Below are 17,770 nucleotides of genomic sequence, written 5' to 3'. Positions count from 1 at the left end.
ACCTACAATCTCACTCAAATACTCAATAACTTGTAAATAACTGAACAAATTTAAACGATTAAAACCGTTCGTGGTGAGCTTGTCGAACCTGAGAAGCACTGCTTCGCAAGACGAGCCTAGCGAAGTGGGTTTTCCTACCCTTCGACAAGCTCAGGGCGAATGGAAAACCGTTGATAATTTTTTCCTTTTACTTATAAGATAATTTTGTTTCGGCACTTAGGACTAAAAGATTTGGCATTGGTAGCCCTTGACTCACTTGTATTGAATTTACTGCCACTGGATTTGCTAGCGGAAGATTGGTTTCGTTGGCTCACACATCTAAGTTGGGTGTATGATTATGGCTTATGGATAATCATCGCTATTGTTTCGTTAATTATTTTGTTAGTTGGTATTGCCAATCACCGTTTACCAAGCCTTGAGGGGATTAAAGATAGTTATTTTTTACATGAACAACTCGGCGAAAACAACCGCTTACGCCAGCTTTTATCTCGCTTTGAACACCAAACAGATATTGATGATACCACACCAACCTCAGACAATGCCCAATCGGATTTATCAGGTATTTATGCCATTTATGATGGCAATGAAGCGTTAAACATCCGAGTGTTACTCGCTCAACTTGCCGAAAACACCCTCGATTTACAATATTATATGTGGCATGACGATGCCTCAGGTCGATTGTTGTTTTATGAGATTTGGCGAGCTGCCGAGCGTGGCGTGCGAGTGCGTCTGCTGTTGGACGATAACAATACCGTTGGCATAGACCCTGTATTGCAAACGCTTGATAGCCATCCGAATATTGAAGTGCGGTTATTTAATCCATTTATGAATCGCTATTTTCGTATATTCGGCTATCTTACTGCCCTAAAACGCCTCAATCGCCGTATGCACAATAAATCCTTTACTGTTGATAACCAAGCCTGTATTTTTGGTGGTCGCAACATCGGTGACGAGTATTTTAACATCAATGAAAAAGTCAACTTTGCCGACCTTGATGTATTGGCGATTGGCGAAGTGGTCAATGATGTATCGAGCGATTTTGACCGTTATTGGAACAGCCACGCCAGTTTTCCGTTATCCTTAATTGTCACCAAGTCACTCAAGCCTGTCGATTTATCCAAGCTTAATAATGACGAATACCAAACCCAAACGGCAAGCTATCGCAGAGCATTGAGTGATAGTGATTTTTTGGACAATTTATCATCAGGTGAACTGGAATTTTTATGGGTAAAAGTGGCATTTGTCAGCGACCCACCGACCAAGGCGTTACCCGATAATTTACTACAAAAAAACCGCATGACCCGTGCCGAAAAACACCAATTTCGTCAACAACGGCTTGAGAATTATCAGCTAATGTCACGCCCTTACAATACCCAAGAGTTGCGTGACCTTAATTCTAAACGCCCCACTGATGATGACAACCTCGAAACTAACGAAGACCTACATTTAATCGAGCAAATCGCCAGTAGCCTGTTATCCCCACAAAAAAGCCTAACGATTGTATCGCCTTATTTTGTACCGACTAAAGCTTGGACAAAGCAACTGGTTGCTCTATCGGAACGAGGCATTGAGGTCAATATTCTGACCAACTCACTGACTGCCAATGATGTGATAGCAGTACACGCAGGGTATATGCGATACCGTCTGCCATTGTTGATGGGGAACATTCGTTTATTTGAACTCAAAGCCAACCGTCAAACGATTGAACACAGCAGTGCAAATGCTCAACCCTCATCAGAGCAAGCAACACAGCAAGACTCAATGCAAAACGTATTAAAATCGCCACCGACAGAAGATACTAGCCTTGGGGGACAAATTTATCATCGCTTGACAAAACGCTTACACCGCCATACGGATAATCAGCAAGACCAAGCCTCTTCTCATACCAAACCGCATCGCCACCGACATAGCCGTCATTATCGCCGTCAGCACCGTGAACGCCACCGTTGGATTAATCGCAGTAGCTCAAGCCTACACGCCAAGACTTTCTCGATTGATGGCGAAAAATTGTTTGTTGGTTCGTTTAATTTTGACCCTCGCTCGGCTTCGGTCAATACCGAAATGGGGGCGATTATTCACAGTCCGATTTTGGCAGGTCAACTTGATGATACCATTGAGAATTGGCAAAAAGAATTGGCGTATGTGGTGGCGGTGGATAATGATAAGTTGCTATGGCAAGATTATAGCAGTGACCCATTCAAGGTATTTAGCGATGAGCCAGATAGCAACTGGAAACAACGGTTGTTGGTGTGGCTCATTGGTAAATTACCGATTGAGGATTTTTTATAAACAGTTAATTATCAATCCAATTCGTCAAGCCACGCCATTTGGATGGCTTCGAGGATTTTTTCATTGGATTTTTCTGGGTCATCGCCAAAGTCTTCAAGCTCAGTGATATAACGGTGCAAATCGGTAAAGCGAATATACTGCACATCGACATCAGGGTGTTTTTCCGCCAATTCGATTGCAATATCAAGGGTGTCGTTCCATTTGAGTGTCATAATCTTACCTTATTTAATGGTATCTAGTTGTTTAATCTCATTTAAATTCGTCTGCCAACTACGGATGGCAGGATGGTGTTGCTCGGCTTTATCTGCGATACAAGTGGTGGGTAAAATCTCACCCTCTGCCATTAACACAAACTTGGTCAACGCCACCGCTATCACCTTGCCTCGAACCACAAACTCATGGCGAAAATAAAAATACTTGCTATCCCATCCCAATACTTGACTGTTTAAGGTAACTTTATCAAAAAACCTACCTTGTTTTAGATACGTCATTTGCTGAGAAGCAATTATCCACCTTGCCCCTTCAATCGTGCTTTGTTGCATCAGCCACTGTTGTACATTCAGCTCAATAAAGCTCAAATAGCGATAGTTCGGCACATGGTCACGAAAGCCCATATCATGTGGCAAAATACGATAATCACGACTGACCACATCGGTGAATTTGGGTGTCTGTTTGGTTCTAAACGTCAAACATAAAATCAGGTAACGAAGTAATAAATTCATGAGCTTTCCTTGCTTATTTCAGTGGATTATAACAAATAAAAAACCCCGACAACATAGTCGAGGCTTTTATTAATAAACATGTTATTAGTGACCTGTACCATTAAGGTGACGAATCATGTCTTCGACTACTTTTTTGGCATCCCCAAAAATCATCATGGTTTTATCCATATAGAACAAGCTGTTATCAAGCCCTGCATAGCCTGCACTCATAGAACGCTTAATCACCATCACGGTTTGGGCTTTTGAGGCTTCCAAAATCGGCATACCAAAAATCGGTGAATTTGGGTCGTCTTTAGCCGCTGGGTTGACAACGTCATTTGCCCCAATAATCAAGACCACATCCGTACCTGCGAAGTCTGAGTTGATTTCATCCATTTCAAGGATATCTTCATACGGTACATCCGCTTCAGCAAGCAATACGTTCATGTGTCCTGGCATACGACCTGCGACAGGGTGAATCGCAAAGCGGACATCCACGCCTTCTTCTTTGAGCATCTCATATAGCTCTTTTACGGCATTTTGAGCACGACCTTGAGCCATACCATAGCCTGGCACGATGACCACACTGCTTGAGTTTTCCATCATAAAGGCAGCATCTTCTGGCGAACCTGTACGGTAGGTTTTTGGTCCTGTGTCTTCTTCACCTGCACTGCTTGAGGTAGTGGTAATACCACCGAATAACACGTTAAGAAGTGAGCGATTCATGGCTTTACACATGATGTAGGACAAAATCGCCCCTGATGAACCTACCAATGAGCCAGCGATAATCAACATTGAGTTGCCAAGGGTAAAACCAATCCCTGCCGCCGCCCAACCTGAAAATGAGTTGAGCAATGACACGACTACAGGCATATCACCGCCACCAATCGGGGCAATCCACATCCAACCAAACACCACTGCCAATGCGGTCATGGCATAGAAAGCTGGCATGGACTCGGTCATAAAATATACTGCACCGCAAGCAATCATGGCGATAAACAACACGGCTTGCACAGGCTTAACCCAGCCACCTTTAAGGGTTTTCGCCCATTTTTTGGCAGCCAATTTACCAAACGCAAACATCGAAGCCGAAAAGGTAATCGCACCGATAAAGCAACCGACAAACAACTCAAAACGACCTACCGTATCATGCTGAACACCCTTATGTAGCACGCTTGCCAACGCAATCGCAACAGCAGAAAGACCGACCAATGAGTGCATTAATGCCACGGTTTCAGGCATTTGGGTCATGGCAACGGTGCGAGCTTTCCACGTACCGACCACCGCACCCAAAATCATCGCCCCAACAATCAAAACAAATACAGGACTAGGTGCTAAGAAAAAAGTAGTAATAATCGCAATCGCCATCGCAATCATACCAAAACGATTACCACGGATTGCCGTTTTTGGGCTTGATAAACCACGCAAAGTTAAGATAAACAGCACTGCACCGACCAAATAAAACCAATCAGCATGCTGGGCGACCCAATTCATATTCTCATTCATTAGGCATCTCCTTCTTTGTTGGCTTCAGCTTTAGTGGCTGGTTTATCTTTTGATTTGTCTTTGGATTTAAACATGGCAAGCATACGCTCAGTGACGGCAAAACCACCAAAAATATTAATACTGGCTAAAAATACCGCAAATGCTCCCAATAAACTGGTTGGGGTAAACATATTGCCATCAATCGTTACTGTCTGTAGCATCGCACCGACAACCACAATACTCGATAACGCATTGGTCACTGCCATAAGTGGCGTATGTAAAGCAGGCGTTACACCCCAAACCACGTAATAACCCACAAAAATTGCTAACACAAAAATACTAAAAATTGCCACAAAAGGCGTTGCAGACGTTGCAGTCGCTAAAATGCTCATTAACATAAAACCTCCTAACATTTAAAACGGTTTAAGTAACCGAACAATTTTTAACCCCCTCTAACTCCCCCTTAACAGGGGGAGAACCGCTCCCTCCCCTGTTAAGGGGAGGGTTGGGGTGGGGTTTTATTGGCATTTTGCCCTGTTACTTGCTTAAAATGGGTTAGCGACTGGCTAACAATACTTGACCTTGATGGGTGACGAGCAAGGCTTTTTGAATTTCCTCATTGGGGTCTAATGCAAAGGCTTTATTGTCATCCACTAAAGTAGCAAAAAAGTTATACAAATTATTGGCATAGAGTGCTGAGGACTGGGTTGCCAAGGTTGACGGAATATTAGGTGTTCCCATAATCGTCACACCATTGGGCGTGATGATATTTTGTCCGACCACTGACCCTTCGACATTACCGCCTGTTTCGACTGCCATATCAAGAATCACCGCACCTGATTTCATCTTATCAATGGTGGCTTGATGAATCAGACGAGGGGCATTGCGTCCTGGTACTTGAGCCGTGGTAATGACGATATCCGCTTGACTGACTGCTTTATCCACGACACTGGCTTGGTCTTTGATATATTGCTCAGACGGTGTCCACGCATAGCCACCTGTTGACTTGGCTTTGGCTTTTTCGTCATCACTCATTGGTACATCGAGCCATTTACCGCCCACTGATTCCACTTGGTCACGCACAGTTGGACGTAAGTCACTGGCTTCAACGACCGCACCTAGACGGCGAGCCGTTGCAATCGCTTGTAACCCTGCCACACCCACACCCAAAATCACAACACGGGCGGGTTTGACCGTTCCTGCCGAGGTCATAAACATCGGAAATGGACGACCAAACTCATTGGCTGTCAAAATCACTGCTTTATAACCAGCCAAGTTGGCTTGTGACGACAATACGTCCATATTTTGAGCACGAGAAAGGGTACGAGGTAATAACTCCATCGCATATACACTTGCCCCACGATTGGCATAATCTTGCAAATTGGCGTTACGATAAGGATTCATCATACCGATGACAATGGCATTTTGTTTCAATTGATTAATTTGCTCAACTGGCAAGCTATTAACCGTCAATACAATGTCGCTGGTGCTAATGGCATCATCCACAAGCTTTGCCCCTGCTTGCTCCAATGCCTCATTGGTAATAAACGAACCTTGCCCTGCATCACGCTCTACCACCACGTTATGCCCTGCTTTGATATACTTTTTAATCGTATCAGGGGTAATGGCGATACGTTTTTCATAAGGGGAGTTGTCTTTTGGTACACCGATTTGCATAAAGTCGCTCCTAGTTGAACAAATTTGCCATGCTTAACTTATGGTTAAGCCACCTAAAAATAATGGTTATAAATTAAAAAAATGATAAATAAAATAACATAAATTAAAATGATAATACATAATTATATTTTGAGATGAGGCAATTTTTTCTGACTGGTAAGTTTAAAAAAATATTATGCTTAAATAAATTTTGATAACTTTTTGTTATTTCAAAAGATAACTCCTACCTATGCCTGTCACACAACTATCATGTTATCGTCATGTTAATTTCACAAAAAACCTGTTAACTGTGTAAACATTTAAATACTTTTGAGGAATCACTGATGTTCAACCATAAACGCCACCTTATCACCCTTGCTATCGCCAGTACCTTGTCACTAACCGCCTGCAATAATGACAACAACGACAACAATAAAAACAACACGTCAAATAACACACCTTCACCCAACACCCCTCAATCCAATACACCCCCCTCCAACCCAAGCACGACTGTGACTGCCGATAAGCTACTTTCACAACCTGCCTTAACTTATGGGGTACGTCCGCAGTATTTGGTCAACGACATGGACGCAGGGGCGGTCAAAGACAAACTAGCAAGCTGTGCCTACCAAGCCCCAAAACGTACCGAGTTTTCGATTGCCCACCGTGGTTCGACTTTGCAGTTTCCAGAGCATAGTCGTGAAAGCTATATGTCTGCCAATCAACAAGGGGCAGGCGTACAAGAATGTGATGTCGCCTTTACCAAAGACCATGAATTGGTTTGCCGTCATTCGGATGCGGATTTACACACCACCACCAATATTTTAGCGACCCCACTTGCCAGTAAATGTAGCCAAAACTTCACCCCAGCCACATTTGATGCGACTGGCAAGCTACTCACGCCTGCCTCTGCCAAATGTTTGACTTCGGACATTACTTTGGCAGAATTTAAAACCCTAAAAGCCAAACAAGATGGGGCAAATCCGAATGCCAAAACCGTTGAAGAATACCTAAAAGGCACACCGTCTTTCCGCACCGACCTTTATAGTCAAAATGGTACGCTGATGAGCCTAAAAGACGCATTGACTTTGTTTAAACAAATGAATGTCAAAGTCACGCCAGAGCTAAAACAACCGACTATTACCATGCCTCATAATGGCTATACTTATGACAACTACCGCAAGCAATTGATTGACACGCTCAAGCAATTTAATTACACCGCCGACCAAACTATCGTCCAATCATTCAATCTTGACGATATCAAATACTGGATTGCCAACAACCCAGACTATGCCAAAACAGCCGTATTCCTAATGGATGACAGCAATGCCTCAAAAGACGGCATGACCTTTGACCCACAAAATCCAAATACTTGGAAATACAGCATGGCAGAGCTTAAAGCGATGGGCGTGCAGAACCTTGCCCCTGCCACATGGCTACTGGTGACTAATGCTAATGGCAAAATCGCTCCGAGTGAGTTTGCCAAACAAGCCAAGGCTCAAGGGTTTGGCTTGATTACATGGACGATTGAGCGTTCTGGCCCATTGGCGAGTGGTGGCGGTTGGTATTACACAGGTATTAATGCCCTAACCAACAATGATGGTGATGTGTATCATTTGGTGGATGTGCTTGCTAAAGAAGTGGGCGTAAAAGGGATTTTCTCGGATTGGCCCGCTACCACGACTTATTATGCCAATTGTAACGGTTTATAATGGTCGAATAATTGAAGTAAAAAAGACGCTTATCACTTAGCGTCTTTTTTGTTTTTTAGTCGAAAAATCATCTATTTGTGGTTTTTCTTTTTACCCTTGTTTGTTGCACTTCAAACTCATCAAAATCATTCGCTAACCAAAACTTTCCTTGATAAAAACTTCCCACTTCCTCACGCAAATGCCCCATATTGAGCGTGGTATGGCTCGGCTTGTCAAATGGCTGAAAGCGACCACTAAAATGCGTCAAAATCAAATTCGGCAATCCCACTGACTGAGCAAAGCTCGCCACTTGCTTGGCACTCGAATGCTGAGGGTCAAAGCCATCCCCTCGTTGGGCGATTTTATCGGCAATCGCTTGGGTATAAGTCGCCTCATGCACCAACAAACTCACGCCTTGACACGCCTCACGCAACAAGCTCGGCGTATCATTATCCCCTGCCACGATGATAGCTGTGGTGGGGCTGATTGCCTCGGTCAAATCCTTAGCCAATAGCGTCCGCCCATCCTCAAGCGTCACATCATAGCCATGTTGCAACTTGCCCCATACCGCACTCGGTGGCACGCCCATCGCTTGAAGTTTGGCGGTGTCTAGCTGTACGGTATGCAAGGTTTGGCAAATTTTAAACGCATGACTGGCAACACGGTGGGACAACGCAAACGGCTCAATCGTCAATTGATGGCTGTCTGATAATGACAAATCAACAGCTTTAAACCGCTGATTGGTTAAAGACAAACTTTCAAGACTGATAAAATCAATGTTAAAATTAAAATATAGTTCGGTATGCAAGGTCAAACTATCCAATAAATTGCCAATTGCCTGTGGAGCAATCAAGGTCAACGGCTGTTTGCGTCCATTCATCGACATACTCGCCAATAGCCCTGCCAAGCCATAACAATGGTCGCCATGAACATGGGTAATGCAAATCGCTCGCAACTGCTGAAGCGACAACGGCGTATGCAGAATTTGGTGCTGTGTCCCCTCACCACAGTCAATCAGTAGCCAAGGCGTGTCTTTGGTGGTGCTATAGGGGTTTATCAGCGATACGCCCAGCCCTGTGACGTTTCGCTGTTTGGTGGGTACGCCTGCCGATGTCCCCAAAAATGTGAGTTTTAACATGACCTTATCCTAATATTCGTATTCTAACCGCAAAATCCGACCAATAACTGACGCAAATTGTCAGTTTATGCTATAATCGTTAAAATCAACCGATTGTTACCCTTTTGTCCCATTTGTGTGACTTTAAATAAAAAGCTAACCCTTTATTTTAACAAGCATATTTATAATTTAAAAGGATTGTCAGACTTATGTCATTAGCACTCATTATTGACGATGAAGCCGACTTATGTCGATTAATGCAAATGACGCTCAAAAAAATGGGCATCGAATCGATGGTGGCGTATGATTTTGCCACAGGGGTTGAGCATTTAGCCAATCATCATTTTGACTTTTGCTTGACCGATATGCGATTGCCTGATGGGTCTGGACTCGACCTTGTTAAACTAATTAATAAAGAACACCCCACCACACCTGTCGCTGTCATCACGGCTCATGGTAGCATGGATTTGGCGATTGAGGCACTAAAACTGGGGGCATTTGATTTTGTCAATAAACCATTAGAATTGCCTCGCTTACGCCAACTGGTCGAAAATGCCCTAAAAGTCGCCCAAGATGTCGAACAAGCCCAAAGCACGCAAGCCCCAGACCCTTTTGCCAATCGGCTAATTGGTCATTCCGAACCCATCGAAAAACTCAAAGCCACCATCCAAAAACTCGCTCGTAGCCAAGCCCCTGTATTTTTGTGGGGGGAATCTGGTACAGGTAAAGAGGTGGTCGCCAAATTGATTCACGATTTAAGCCCACGAGCATCCGCCAGTTTTGTGCCTGTCAACTGTGGAGCGATACCATCAGAGCTGATGGAAAGTGAGTTTTTTGGGCATAAAAAAGGCAGTTTTACAGGGGCAACCACCGATAAAGAAGGGCTTTTTCAACAAGCCAATGGCGGTACGCTGTTTTTGGATGAAGTGGCAGACTTGCCCTTAGCCATGCAGGTCAAGCTCTTGCGAGCTATTCAAGAGAAAAAAATCCGCCCTATTGGTGGCACACAAGAGGTCGCTGTTGACATTCGTTTATTGTCTGCGACCCATAAAAACTTGGCTCGTCTAGTCGATAAAGGCGAATTTCGCCAAGATTTGTATTACCGCATCAACGTGATTGAGGTGATTTTACCCAGTCTAAACGACCGCAAACAAGATATCGGCATTCTCGCCAAACACTTTTTGCAACTCATCGCCCAAGATTGGGGGCTTGAACAAACCCCAGAACTTACCGATGAAGCGGAACACGCCCTGCTACAACACCACTATTCGGGCAATGTGCGTGAGCTTCGCAATATGCTAGAGCGTGCCATTACCCTGTCGGATGGGCATATTATCGGTGCGGAGCATCTGAACCTAACGAGCAACCATGTCACCAACAATACCCCCAAAACAACTACCGAACCAACGGCTCATACAGCCACACCATCTAATATTGCCGAAACGTCCAATGATGATTTTGCTAAACAAGTGATGGCTCAACCCACTGGCTTTGACACTATGAATCGGGAAAATATAGCGGATAATGGGAACAATCACACGCCACCACCATTACAACCCACCCATCAACCTACTAGCCAAACCAGCACAAAACCTGCGGATACTAGTAAAAAAATGTTGATGTATGGTAATGGGGCGTTTGACACCCAATTGACCGTCAATACCTCGATCAATATTCACGGCAATAAACCCGAAAAAGCCGATAAAGTCATCCAAACCATCGCCCCCATTCCTGCCAAAGTCATGGGAACGGTTCACACTGCCTCGAATACTGCTAATACAACATCTGATAATCGGCAAAATACGGATAAAAATTTTTGTGAATTACCGCCAGAAGGGCTGGAAGAATACCTACTCAATCAAGAACGTCAACTGATTATCACTGCCCTTAATCAAACAGGGGGCAATAAAACCAAGGCAGCTCAGTTGCTCAATACAACCTTCCGTTCATTACGCTATCGTATGAAAAAACTGTGTATTGATAGTGATGACGATACCGACAATGAGTAGCTAATCTGTCATTCCTACATTTTTTGAAACAACTTCACATAATCCATCGGTAATTGCTCAATCCCTTGTTTATCATAACTGGCAAGCGGTAGCCGTCTGGTTATCGCCCACCAATTATCAAGGATGGGGCTAAAACCAAAACCTGCCAAATCAATATTTTTATTATCAAACTTACCACTTTCCGCTGAAACAACTTGCACCGCTAATACATCGACATCAAGCGTCACCAACGGCTTGGCAAATTCCCCTCGCTCATTTTCCTGTTCTAACTGTTTGGTCATTGCCAAAAAATCCTGCACACCCATCGGTTCATTGAATTGCAACACGCCAATTTGATTATGATAAACGGGTACATCGAGCAGGGTGTTTTGACAATCATTGAGCAAGACAGGCGTGACGATAAGCTCGCCTAAATTGGCAAGTTGATGCTGACAATTTGCCAAATAATGCTCGGCTTTGACATTACTTGCTAACGATAACAGGCTTGCTGTGATGAGAAAGTTGGGTGTATTCATGGTTTAAGGTTTATTAATTCTGACGAAATCGAGTAATCTTCACCCCAACACTATCCGCTTCTTTGATGGCGGTAGGTTTGTGAATGGTGATGGTGACTTTTTCTGGGGCAAATTCCGCCAAAATCATCTCTGCCACCAGATGAGCCAAGCGTTCTAGCAATGCCACTTTATTGGCAAGGCTGACTTCGGCAACTCGCTCACTCACGCTTTTATAATTAATCGCATCATGGATATCATCGGTTTGTGAGGCTTGGTATTGACAGCCGACCATCTCGATATCATAAATCAACGGCTGGGTAATTTTCTGCTCCCACTCATACACGCCAATCACGGCATCGACCTTTAACCCCTTGATAAATACCGTATCTGTAGAATTACCTGTTAGCCGTGGCGTTTGGCTTTGGTGCAGATTATCGGCATGGACTTTTGCCAGTGCATCCGAAGCAGAATATAGCGATTCGTGCATGGGTTCTGGTGTGGCTTTTTCTGAGATATCAGGATTTTGTTGGTCTTGCGATTGCGAGGTCATGGGATTTTCCATTGTTTACTTAGAATTTTTATTGCGTTGTTTAATTAAATCATAGCTAAAACACGCCAGCCCAGCCCAAATAAAGGCAAAGGTCACTAATTTGCTCATATTAAAAGGTTCATGATACAGGAAAATCGCCAAGAAAAAAATAAACGATGGCGTTAAGTAATTCATAAAACTGAGCAAACTAAAGGCGACCATCTTGGTGGCTTTGTTAAACATTAGCAAAGGTATCAAGGTAATCGGGCCTGCCAATATCAACAGCCCAATATCAGGCGACACCCAAAACGCAAGCTGACTACTCGCCACATCGTGCATGGCAAACCAACCGATAAACACAGGCACAAGCATGGTCGTTTCGATAAACATCGCCGATAACGCATCAAGTGGCGTGTGACGATGCATCAAGCCATATACCGAAAAACTCAACGCAAGCCCTAATGACACCCACGGTAATTTGCCCATCGCAATAAGCTGAATCACCACGCCTATGCCTGCCAACGCCACCGCCGTCCATTGTAGCGGTCTGAGTCGTTCTTTAATCACCAATAAGGATAACAATATCCCCACTAAAGGACCAATATAGTATCCCAAACTCGCCTCAAGAATTTGGTTATGATTGACCGCCCAAACATAGACTAGCCAATTCACTGAAATTATCGCCCCAGAAATAGCGGTGTATACTAACCATTTTGGGTTATCTTTGATTATTTTAAGCCATTGCCATTTTTTGGTAATCGTCATAATCGCCAAAATGGTGACAAACGTCCAAATGATACGGTGACCGATGATTTCAACAGCATCATAGTCTTTTAATAGCTTGAAATATAATGGAAAAAATCCCCAAATGACGAATGCCCCCAATGCGGTTAATATACCTTTGGGGGTGGTGACGATGATCGGTTTTTCGTGGTCGGTGACATCAACGGCTCGTGTGGGTAGTTCGCTGTTGATGATGTCGGTAGTGTGTGGGGGTTGGGTCGCCATTGTTTTGTTCTTGTTAAAATGCTTTTTAGGGTGGTATTTTAACATAAATTGGCTAGGTGATTTTGGGATAATAAAGCTTTATATTTCAAATAATAACTCCTAACTCGCATCAACATATAAACGGTATTTGCCACATTTTACACATTGAAATAAATATCCTGCCAACTCACTATCACGCCCTAGCTCATTTCTAATCATCTCTGCTGGATAACCACTATTCTCAATATCTTCTATTAATTCATCGAGCAGAGGGCGAATCGTATCAACATCTGCATAACTGATAAATGCACAAGGTTCATTACAATGAGTTAGCCAATACTGCTGTTGCCATGAATGATAGCTAGGTGTTCGATAGGCAATTTCATCAAACAGTTTGTTGGGATTCTTGGGTAAAAAAGCCTCTTCGGTTTCTAATATCTCCACAGTTTCAATACTTAAGTAATTATTGAACTGACCACCATATTTATTACTCGCACTACCATCAGAGATACAAAATGGGCAAATATAGTCAAGTTCTTCAGCCGAATAAAACGAACAGTCATATTTTAATTCACTTGGCTTACCACAAACATCACAAACACCTTGCTCTTTGATAAAAATATCTAAATCATAGGCGTTTGGATGATATTTAAAGATTGGGTAGTTCATTATTCATTACTCACCAACTACTGCCACTTTTAAACCCGCACTATTTACCAATTCTGCAAAGTTCGGAAAGCTAGTATTCACCGTTTCCGTGCCATGAATGGTAATGGTATCGCTAGCACGCAAACTCGCCACCGTAAAGCTCATGGCAATACGATGGTCATGATGACACTCGATTTCACCACCACCAAACACATGGTCAATGTCACCTTTACCGATAATCTCAATGCCATCATCTAGCACAGTACAGTCAATGCCTAGCGTTTTTAAACCATCTGCCATGACTTGAATACGGTCAGATTCTTTGACACGCAATTCTTCCGCCCCATGTAGCACAGTTTTACCAGTCGCACAGGCAGAAGCGATAAACAGCACAGGAAATTCATCAATCGCCAACGGCACAAGGTGTTCAGGGATTTCGATACCTTTGAGTTTTGACGATTTCACCACGATATCCGCCACAGGCTCACCGCCCACGATGGCTTCATTGGTTAGGGTCAAATCTGCGCCCATGAGTTTTAGAATATCAATCACGCCTGTGCGAGTAGGGTTGATACCGACTTGCTTGATGGTGACGTTGCCCTGTTTGGCAATCGCCCCTGCCACCATAAAGAATGCCGAACTCGAAATATCCGCAGGGACAGCGATATCACAAGCGGTCAAGCGACCACTGCCTACAATGCTAATCGCATTGCCTTCTTTCTCGACTGGGTAACCAAATGCGGTCAGCATACGCTCGGTGTGGTCACGAGTGACTTCTGGCTCAATCACGGTGGTTTTGCCATTCGCCCATAATCCTGCCAATAGCAGACAAGATTTGACTTGAGCGGATGCCATTGGCATTTCATACGTGATACCTTGCAAGGCTTGATTGCCTGTAATGCTTATCGGTGGCGTGCCTTTTTCACCTGTGGTTTGCACCTTTGCACCCATTTCACGCAAAGGCTTGGCGACACGTTCCATCGGACGTTTGGATAGGCTTGGGTCGCCTGTCATCACGCTGTCAAATTTTTGGGCGGATAAAATCCCTGAAAGCAGCCGCATACTTGTGCCAGAATTACCCATGTACAGGGCATTTTTGGCAGGTTTTAACCCATCAATACCAACGCCATGAATAGTGACTTCGCCATTTTTAGGGTCGGTGATGTTTACGCCCATATCTCGAAACGCTTGCAAGGTTGCCAACGCATCTTCACCCTCAAGAAAGCCTGTGACATGGGTCACGCCGTCAGCAAGGCTACCGAGCATAATCGAGCGGTGCGAGATGGATTTGTCCCCTGCCACGGTGTGCGAGCCTGTGAATTGTTGGGATGGGGTGATGATGTAAGTCTGTGTCATGGTTTGTTGTTCCAAATAAGCAGTTTTATTAAGCATATGTCCAAAATGTTGGCGAGCGTGGCGAGCATTGGTGAGTAAGCCGAGTATGGCTTGTGAATCATCAGTTTCAATCATCGCACGCAAGTTGGCAAGGTGTCGGCTAAAGTCATCAATACTGCCGAGCAAGGCGGTTTTGTTGGCATAAAAAATGTCGTGCCACATAGTCGGGTCACTGGCGGCAATGCGGGTAAAATCCCGAAAGCCCCCTGCCGCAAAGCGAAAGATGTCCATATTATCGTCATGGGCGGACAGTTGGTCAACCAAGTTAAATGCCAACAAGTGAGGTAAATGACTGGTACGAGCCAAAACATTGTCATGGTGTTGTGGGGTCATACTGATAACCTCTGCCCCTGTACGTTGCCACAGCTCGGTCACTTGGCTGACGGCTTGTGGATTGGCATTCGGCAATGGCGTGATGATGACTTTGTGATTGGCAAACAACTTGGCATTACGAGCATCAATACCTGATTTCTCCGCCCCTGCAATGGGATGAGCAGGGATAAAGCCTGTTGGCATCTCGCCAAATACGGCTATGGCATCGGCAACGATATTACCTTTGGTACTACCCACATCAGTGATGATGGTGTTGGGGGTAATCACGTCTTTGATTTGCTCAAGGATACCTTTAATCGCTTGCACTGGGGTAGCGAGGACGATTAAGTCCGCCCCTTTTGCTCCTTCGATGGCGGTTGGGTAGCCAGCGTCTAGTAAGCCATAGGCGATACCTTTGTCAATGGTCGTTTGTGAGCGACTGACAGCGACTATTTGTTTGGCAAGCCCTTGGTCTCGCATGGCTTGGGCGAGGCTTGCACCGATTAGACCTAAGCCGATAAAACATACTTTTTGGAACATTTTTTAAATCTTCATGTTTATATATCTTGTAATGTAAAGCACCTAAATTGTTTTAAAAGTTAGGTGCTTTAACTATATAGCATAGCCTTGAGTTTACTTACTTCTATTTTTTAAATAATCTAGTATTTTTTCTCCATCTTTCATACGAATAAGCGTTTGCAATGGAATTAAGGTTCTATCTAGAATCTTATTCATTTCCTTAAATGAAATAGGTTGTTCTAAGACCTTGAACTCATGTAATTTTCTATAATGAGTTTTATCAGCTATACCATAGTGTTCATCTTTAACTACTATTGCATCAGCTTTGCCATATGCCACGATTCCTTTTCCAGATTCATAAAGAAAGACAGTAGAATTTGGTTTAATAGAATCAATTTTCTCTTTATAACCATCTTCAAAAGCAGCCGCTATTCCTTCTCGCAACATACGTTTATGGTCATCCACATCATGTACCTTACAAGTATTCAATAAATAAAATAAATTGTTTTGATTCTCATTAGATTCTATTTTTGTGTCAATTTCATAGTTATTTTGATTTCTTATATTATCCCAAGCTGGTAGTATTGCAAACTCAATAGCTTGATACATTAGTTCTTGTCTAGTCAGATTATAGTAATCAGCTAAATCTTGAATCTTAGCTTCCTCCTCTTCAGTCACACGGATAGTCATACTAACCTGCGAAGCTTGGCTTTTTCGATTTTTGTTAAGATGTTCAATAAAAGTTGATTGCTTATTCACTACAAAATTCCTTATATCAAAAATTAGAAAATTTAGTTTAGTTACGTAACAAAAGAATTATAGTGATTAATTTAAAATCTGTCAAATATAACCTGAATCTAATCTGAATCTAATCTGAATCTAATTATAAAATCATTGTCTTTTAAAGTTCGCCAAAAACACCGCCCCTGCAATCATCACCCCACCGATAAGCGTCATCAAGGTCACTGGCTCACCAAGCCATACAACCCCCAAAATCACCGCCACCAACGGAATAAAATAAATATACAAAGACGTTTTTACCACGCCCAAATAATGATTGGCTCGATTCCACAACACAAAACACAACGCAGAAGCAATCCCACCCAAAAACCCCAAATTTGCCAAATTGACTGACTGTAAGGCTTTCACATTCACAAACGCCTCGCCCACCAACCCCATATAAATCGCTGTCGTCACAATCCCATAAAAAAAGATTTTTCGCATACGCACAATCGGGTTTAGCCCATCGTTCATTTTTGCCATCAAAAACCCAAAAAACGCCCACACCAAGCCCGATACAATCGCCAAGCCATTACCCAGTAAATCATTGCCAAAATTGGTAGTAACGGACTGATGAGGGTGTTTCGGTGCTTGGCTATAAATCACCAACGCCACGCCCACTAATGCCATGATACACGCCCAAAATACTCGCTGATTAAAGGCATGGGTTTTTAGCACAAAACTGGCAATCAACACAGTAAATAAGGGTGATGCCGTCACCAACAACGCCACATTACTGCTATAGGTATAAATCAAAGCCGTGTTTTCGGTCAAAAAATACAGCGTAATACCGCACAGCCCTGCCCCAATATAAAGCAATTCCGTGTGCAAGCTATGCCAAGTGCGAAACCGAGGTGACATCACCCACAACAAGCCATACGCCATGATAGCACGGTAGAGCATGATTTGAGCAGGTGACATACTTGCCAATAGCACTTTGGTACTGGCAAGCGTTGACCCCCACACCACCACAATAAATAACGCCACCAGATGCCACAGTAATGGGTGGTGGGTATTTTGATTTGTCTGAGTTAGTGGTTTACTAGATGACATAAATAATGCTCAAAATTATACCCAACCCAATAAATATCATATTGCGGATTGTAGGTGAGAAACACTGTTTCGCAAGGCATAAGCCCAATATTTCACATCTCAAAT

Annotated in this window: 16 protein-coding genes; 3 read left to right on the top strand and 13 right to left on the bottom strand. The window is 43.5% G+C overall.

The window, feature by feature from the left end; all coding sequences use genetic code 11:
- Positions 1–204 precede the first annotated feature (204 nt).
- On the top strand, positions 205–2,289 hold the full coding sequence (locus ACK1U4_RS02170; RefSeq protein ID WP_419400859.1) for a phospholipase D family protein: 2,085 nt from the start codon (positions 205–207) through the stop codon (positions 2,287–2,289).
- An 11-nt stretch (positions 2,290–2,300) separates the two neighbouring features.
- Here the strand turns inward: ACK1U4_RS02170 and iscX are convergent, their stop codons facing one another.
- From iscX to ACK1U4_RS02145, 5 genes are all read right to left on the bottom strand, one after another.
- A complete protein-coding gene (gene iscX / locus ACK1U4_RS02165) occupies positions 2,301–2,501 on the bottom strand; it encodes a Fe-S cluster assembly protein IscX (protein ID WP_419400858.1) in 201 nt (66 codons plus the stop codon).
- Positions 2,502–2,510: 9 nt separating this feature from the next.
- Entirely contained in the window at positions 2,511–3,011 is a 501-nt protein-coding gene (locus ACK1U4_RS02160) for an acyl-CoA thioesterase (RefSeq protein ID WP_419400857.1), read from the bottom strand.
- 84 nt (positions 3,012–3,095) lie between these two features.
- Positions 3,096–4,484, bottom strand: a complete 1,389-nt coding sequence (locus ACK1U4_RS02155; protein ID WP_419400905.1) for an NAD(P)(+) transhydrogenase (Re/Si-specific) subunit beta — start codon at positions 4,482–4,484, stop codon at positions 3,096–3,098.
- A gap of 11 nt (positions 4,485–4,495) precedes the next feature.
- Entirely contained in the window at positions 4,496–4,873 is a 378-nt protein-coding gene (locus ACK1U4_RS02150) for a proton-translocating transhydrogenase family protein (RefSeq protein ID WP_419400856.1), read from the bottom strand.
- Positions 4,874–5,030: 157 nt separating this feature from the next.
- Positions 5,031–6,152 carry an NAD(P) transhydrogenase subunit alpha gene (locus tag ACK1U4_RS02145; protein ID WP_419400855.1) on the bottom strand — a complete coding sequence of 374 codons (1,122 nt, stop codon included), beginning with the start codon at positions 6,150–6,152 and terminating at the stop codon, positions 5,031–5,033.
- Between the two features lie 323 nt (positions 6,153–6,475).
- Here ACK1U4_RS02145 and ACK1U4_RS02140 point away from each other — a divergent pair, with 323 nt between their 5' ends.
- Positions 6,476–7,843 carry a glycerophosphodiester phosphodiesterase family protein gene (locus tag ACK1U4_RS02140; protein WP_419400854.1) on the top strand — a complete coding sequence of 456 codons (1,368 nt, stop codon included), beginning with the start codon at positions 6,476–6,478 and terminating at the stop codon, positions 7,841–7,843.
- Between the two features lie 67 nt (positions 7,844–7,910).
- On the opposite strand, the gene ACK1U4_RS02135 is transcribed toward ACK1U4_RS02140, so the two are convergent.
- Positions 7,911–8,960 (bottom strand): ribonuclease Z, encoded by a 1,050-nt coding sequence (locus ACK1U4_RS02135; protein ID WP_419400853.1) that lies wholly within the window; start codon positions 8,958–8,960, stop codon positions 7,911–7,913.
- Between the two features lie 188 nt (positions 8,961–9,148).
- Between ACK1U4_RS02135 and ACK1U4_RS02130 the strand changes: the two genes are divergently transcribed.
- Complete coding sequence (locus tag ACK1U4_RS02130) at positions 9,149–10,948, top strand: sigma 54-interacting transcriptional regulator (protein ID WP_419400852.1); 1,800 nt, start codon at positions 9,149–9,151, stop codon at positions 10,946–10,948.
- A 14-nt stretch (positions 10,949–10,962) separates the two neighbouring features.
- On the opposite strand, the gene ACK1U4_RS02125 is transcribed toward ACK1U4_RS02130, so the two are convergent.
- From ACK1U4_RS02125 to ACK1U4_RS02095, 7 genes are all read right to left on the bottom strand, one after another.
- Positions 10,963–11,463 carry a hypothetical protein gene (locus ACK1U4_RS02125; protein ID WP_419400851.1) on the bottom strand — a complete coding sequence of 167 codons (501 nt, stop codon included), beginning with the start codon at positions 11,461–11,463 and terminating at the stop codon, positions 10,963–10,965.
- A gap of 13 nt (positions 11,464–11,476) precedes the next feature.
- Positions 11,477–11,992: a dihydroneopterin aldolase gene (folB, locus tag ACK1U4_RS02120; protein WP_419400850.1), complete on the bottom strand. Its 516-nt coding sequence runs from the start codon at positions 11,990–11,992 to the stop codon at positions 11,477–11,479.
- A 15-nt stretch (positions 11,993–12,007) separates the two neighbouring features.
- Positions 12,008–12,979: an EamA family transporter RarD gene (gene rarD, locus ACK1U4_RS02115; RefSeq protein WP_419400849.1), complete on the bottom strand. Its 972-nt coding sequence runs from the start codon at positions 12,977–12,979 to the stop codon at positions 12,008–12,010.
- A gap of 99 nt (positions 12,980–13,078) precedes the next feature.
- Positions 13,079–13,627 (bottom strand): CbrC family protein, encoded by a 549-nt coding sequence (locus ACK1U4_RS02110; RefSeq protein ID WP_419400848.1) that lies wholly within the window; start codon positions 13,625–13,627, stop codon positions 13,079–13,081.
- A gap of 6 nt (positions 13,628–13,633) precedes the next feature.
- Positions 13,634–15,853: a bifunctional prephenate dehydrogenase/3-phosphoshikimate 1-carboxyvinyltransferase gene (locus ACK1U4_RS02105; protein ID WP_419400847.1), complete on the bottom strand. Its 2,220-nt coding sequence runs from the start codon at positions 15,851–15,853 to the stop codon at positions 13,634–13,636.
- 93 nt (positions 15,854–15,946) lie between these two features.
- Positions 15,947–16,591, bottom strand: coding sequence for a hypothetical protein (locus ACK1U4_RS02100; protein WP_419400846.1), 645 nt, complete (start codon positions 16,589–16,591; stop codon positions 15,947–15,949).
- Positions 16,592–16,723: 132 nt separating this feature from the next.
- A complete protein-coding gene (locus ACK1U4_RS02095) occupies positions 16,724–17,665 on the bottom strand; it encodes a DMT family transporter (protein ID WP_419400845.1) in 942 nt (313 codons plus the stop codon).
- Positions 17,666–17,770 lie beyond the last annotated feature (105 nt).

Source organism: Moraxella sp. TY6 (genome assembly GCF_048551375.1).
In the GTDB taxonomy this organism is placed as follows: Bacteria; Pseudomonadota; Gammaproteobacteria; order Pseudomonadales; family Moraxellaceae; genus Faucicola.
The sequence above is the reverse complement of the archived record's forward strand: the minus strand, read 5'-3'. Positions and strand labels throughout refer to the sequence as shown.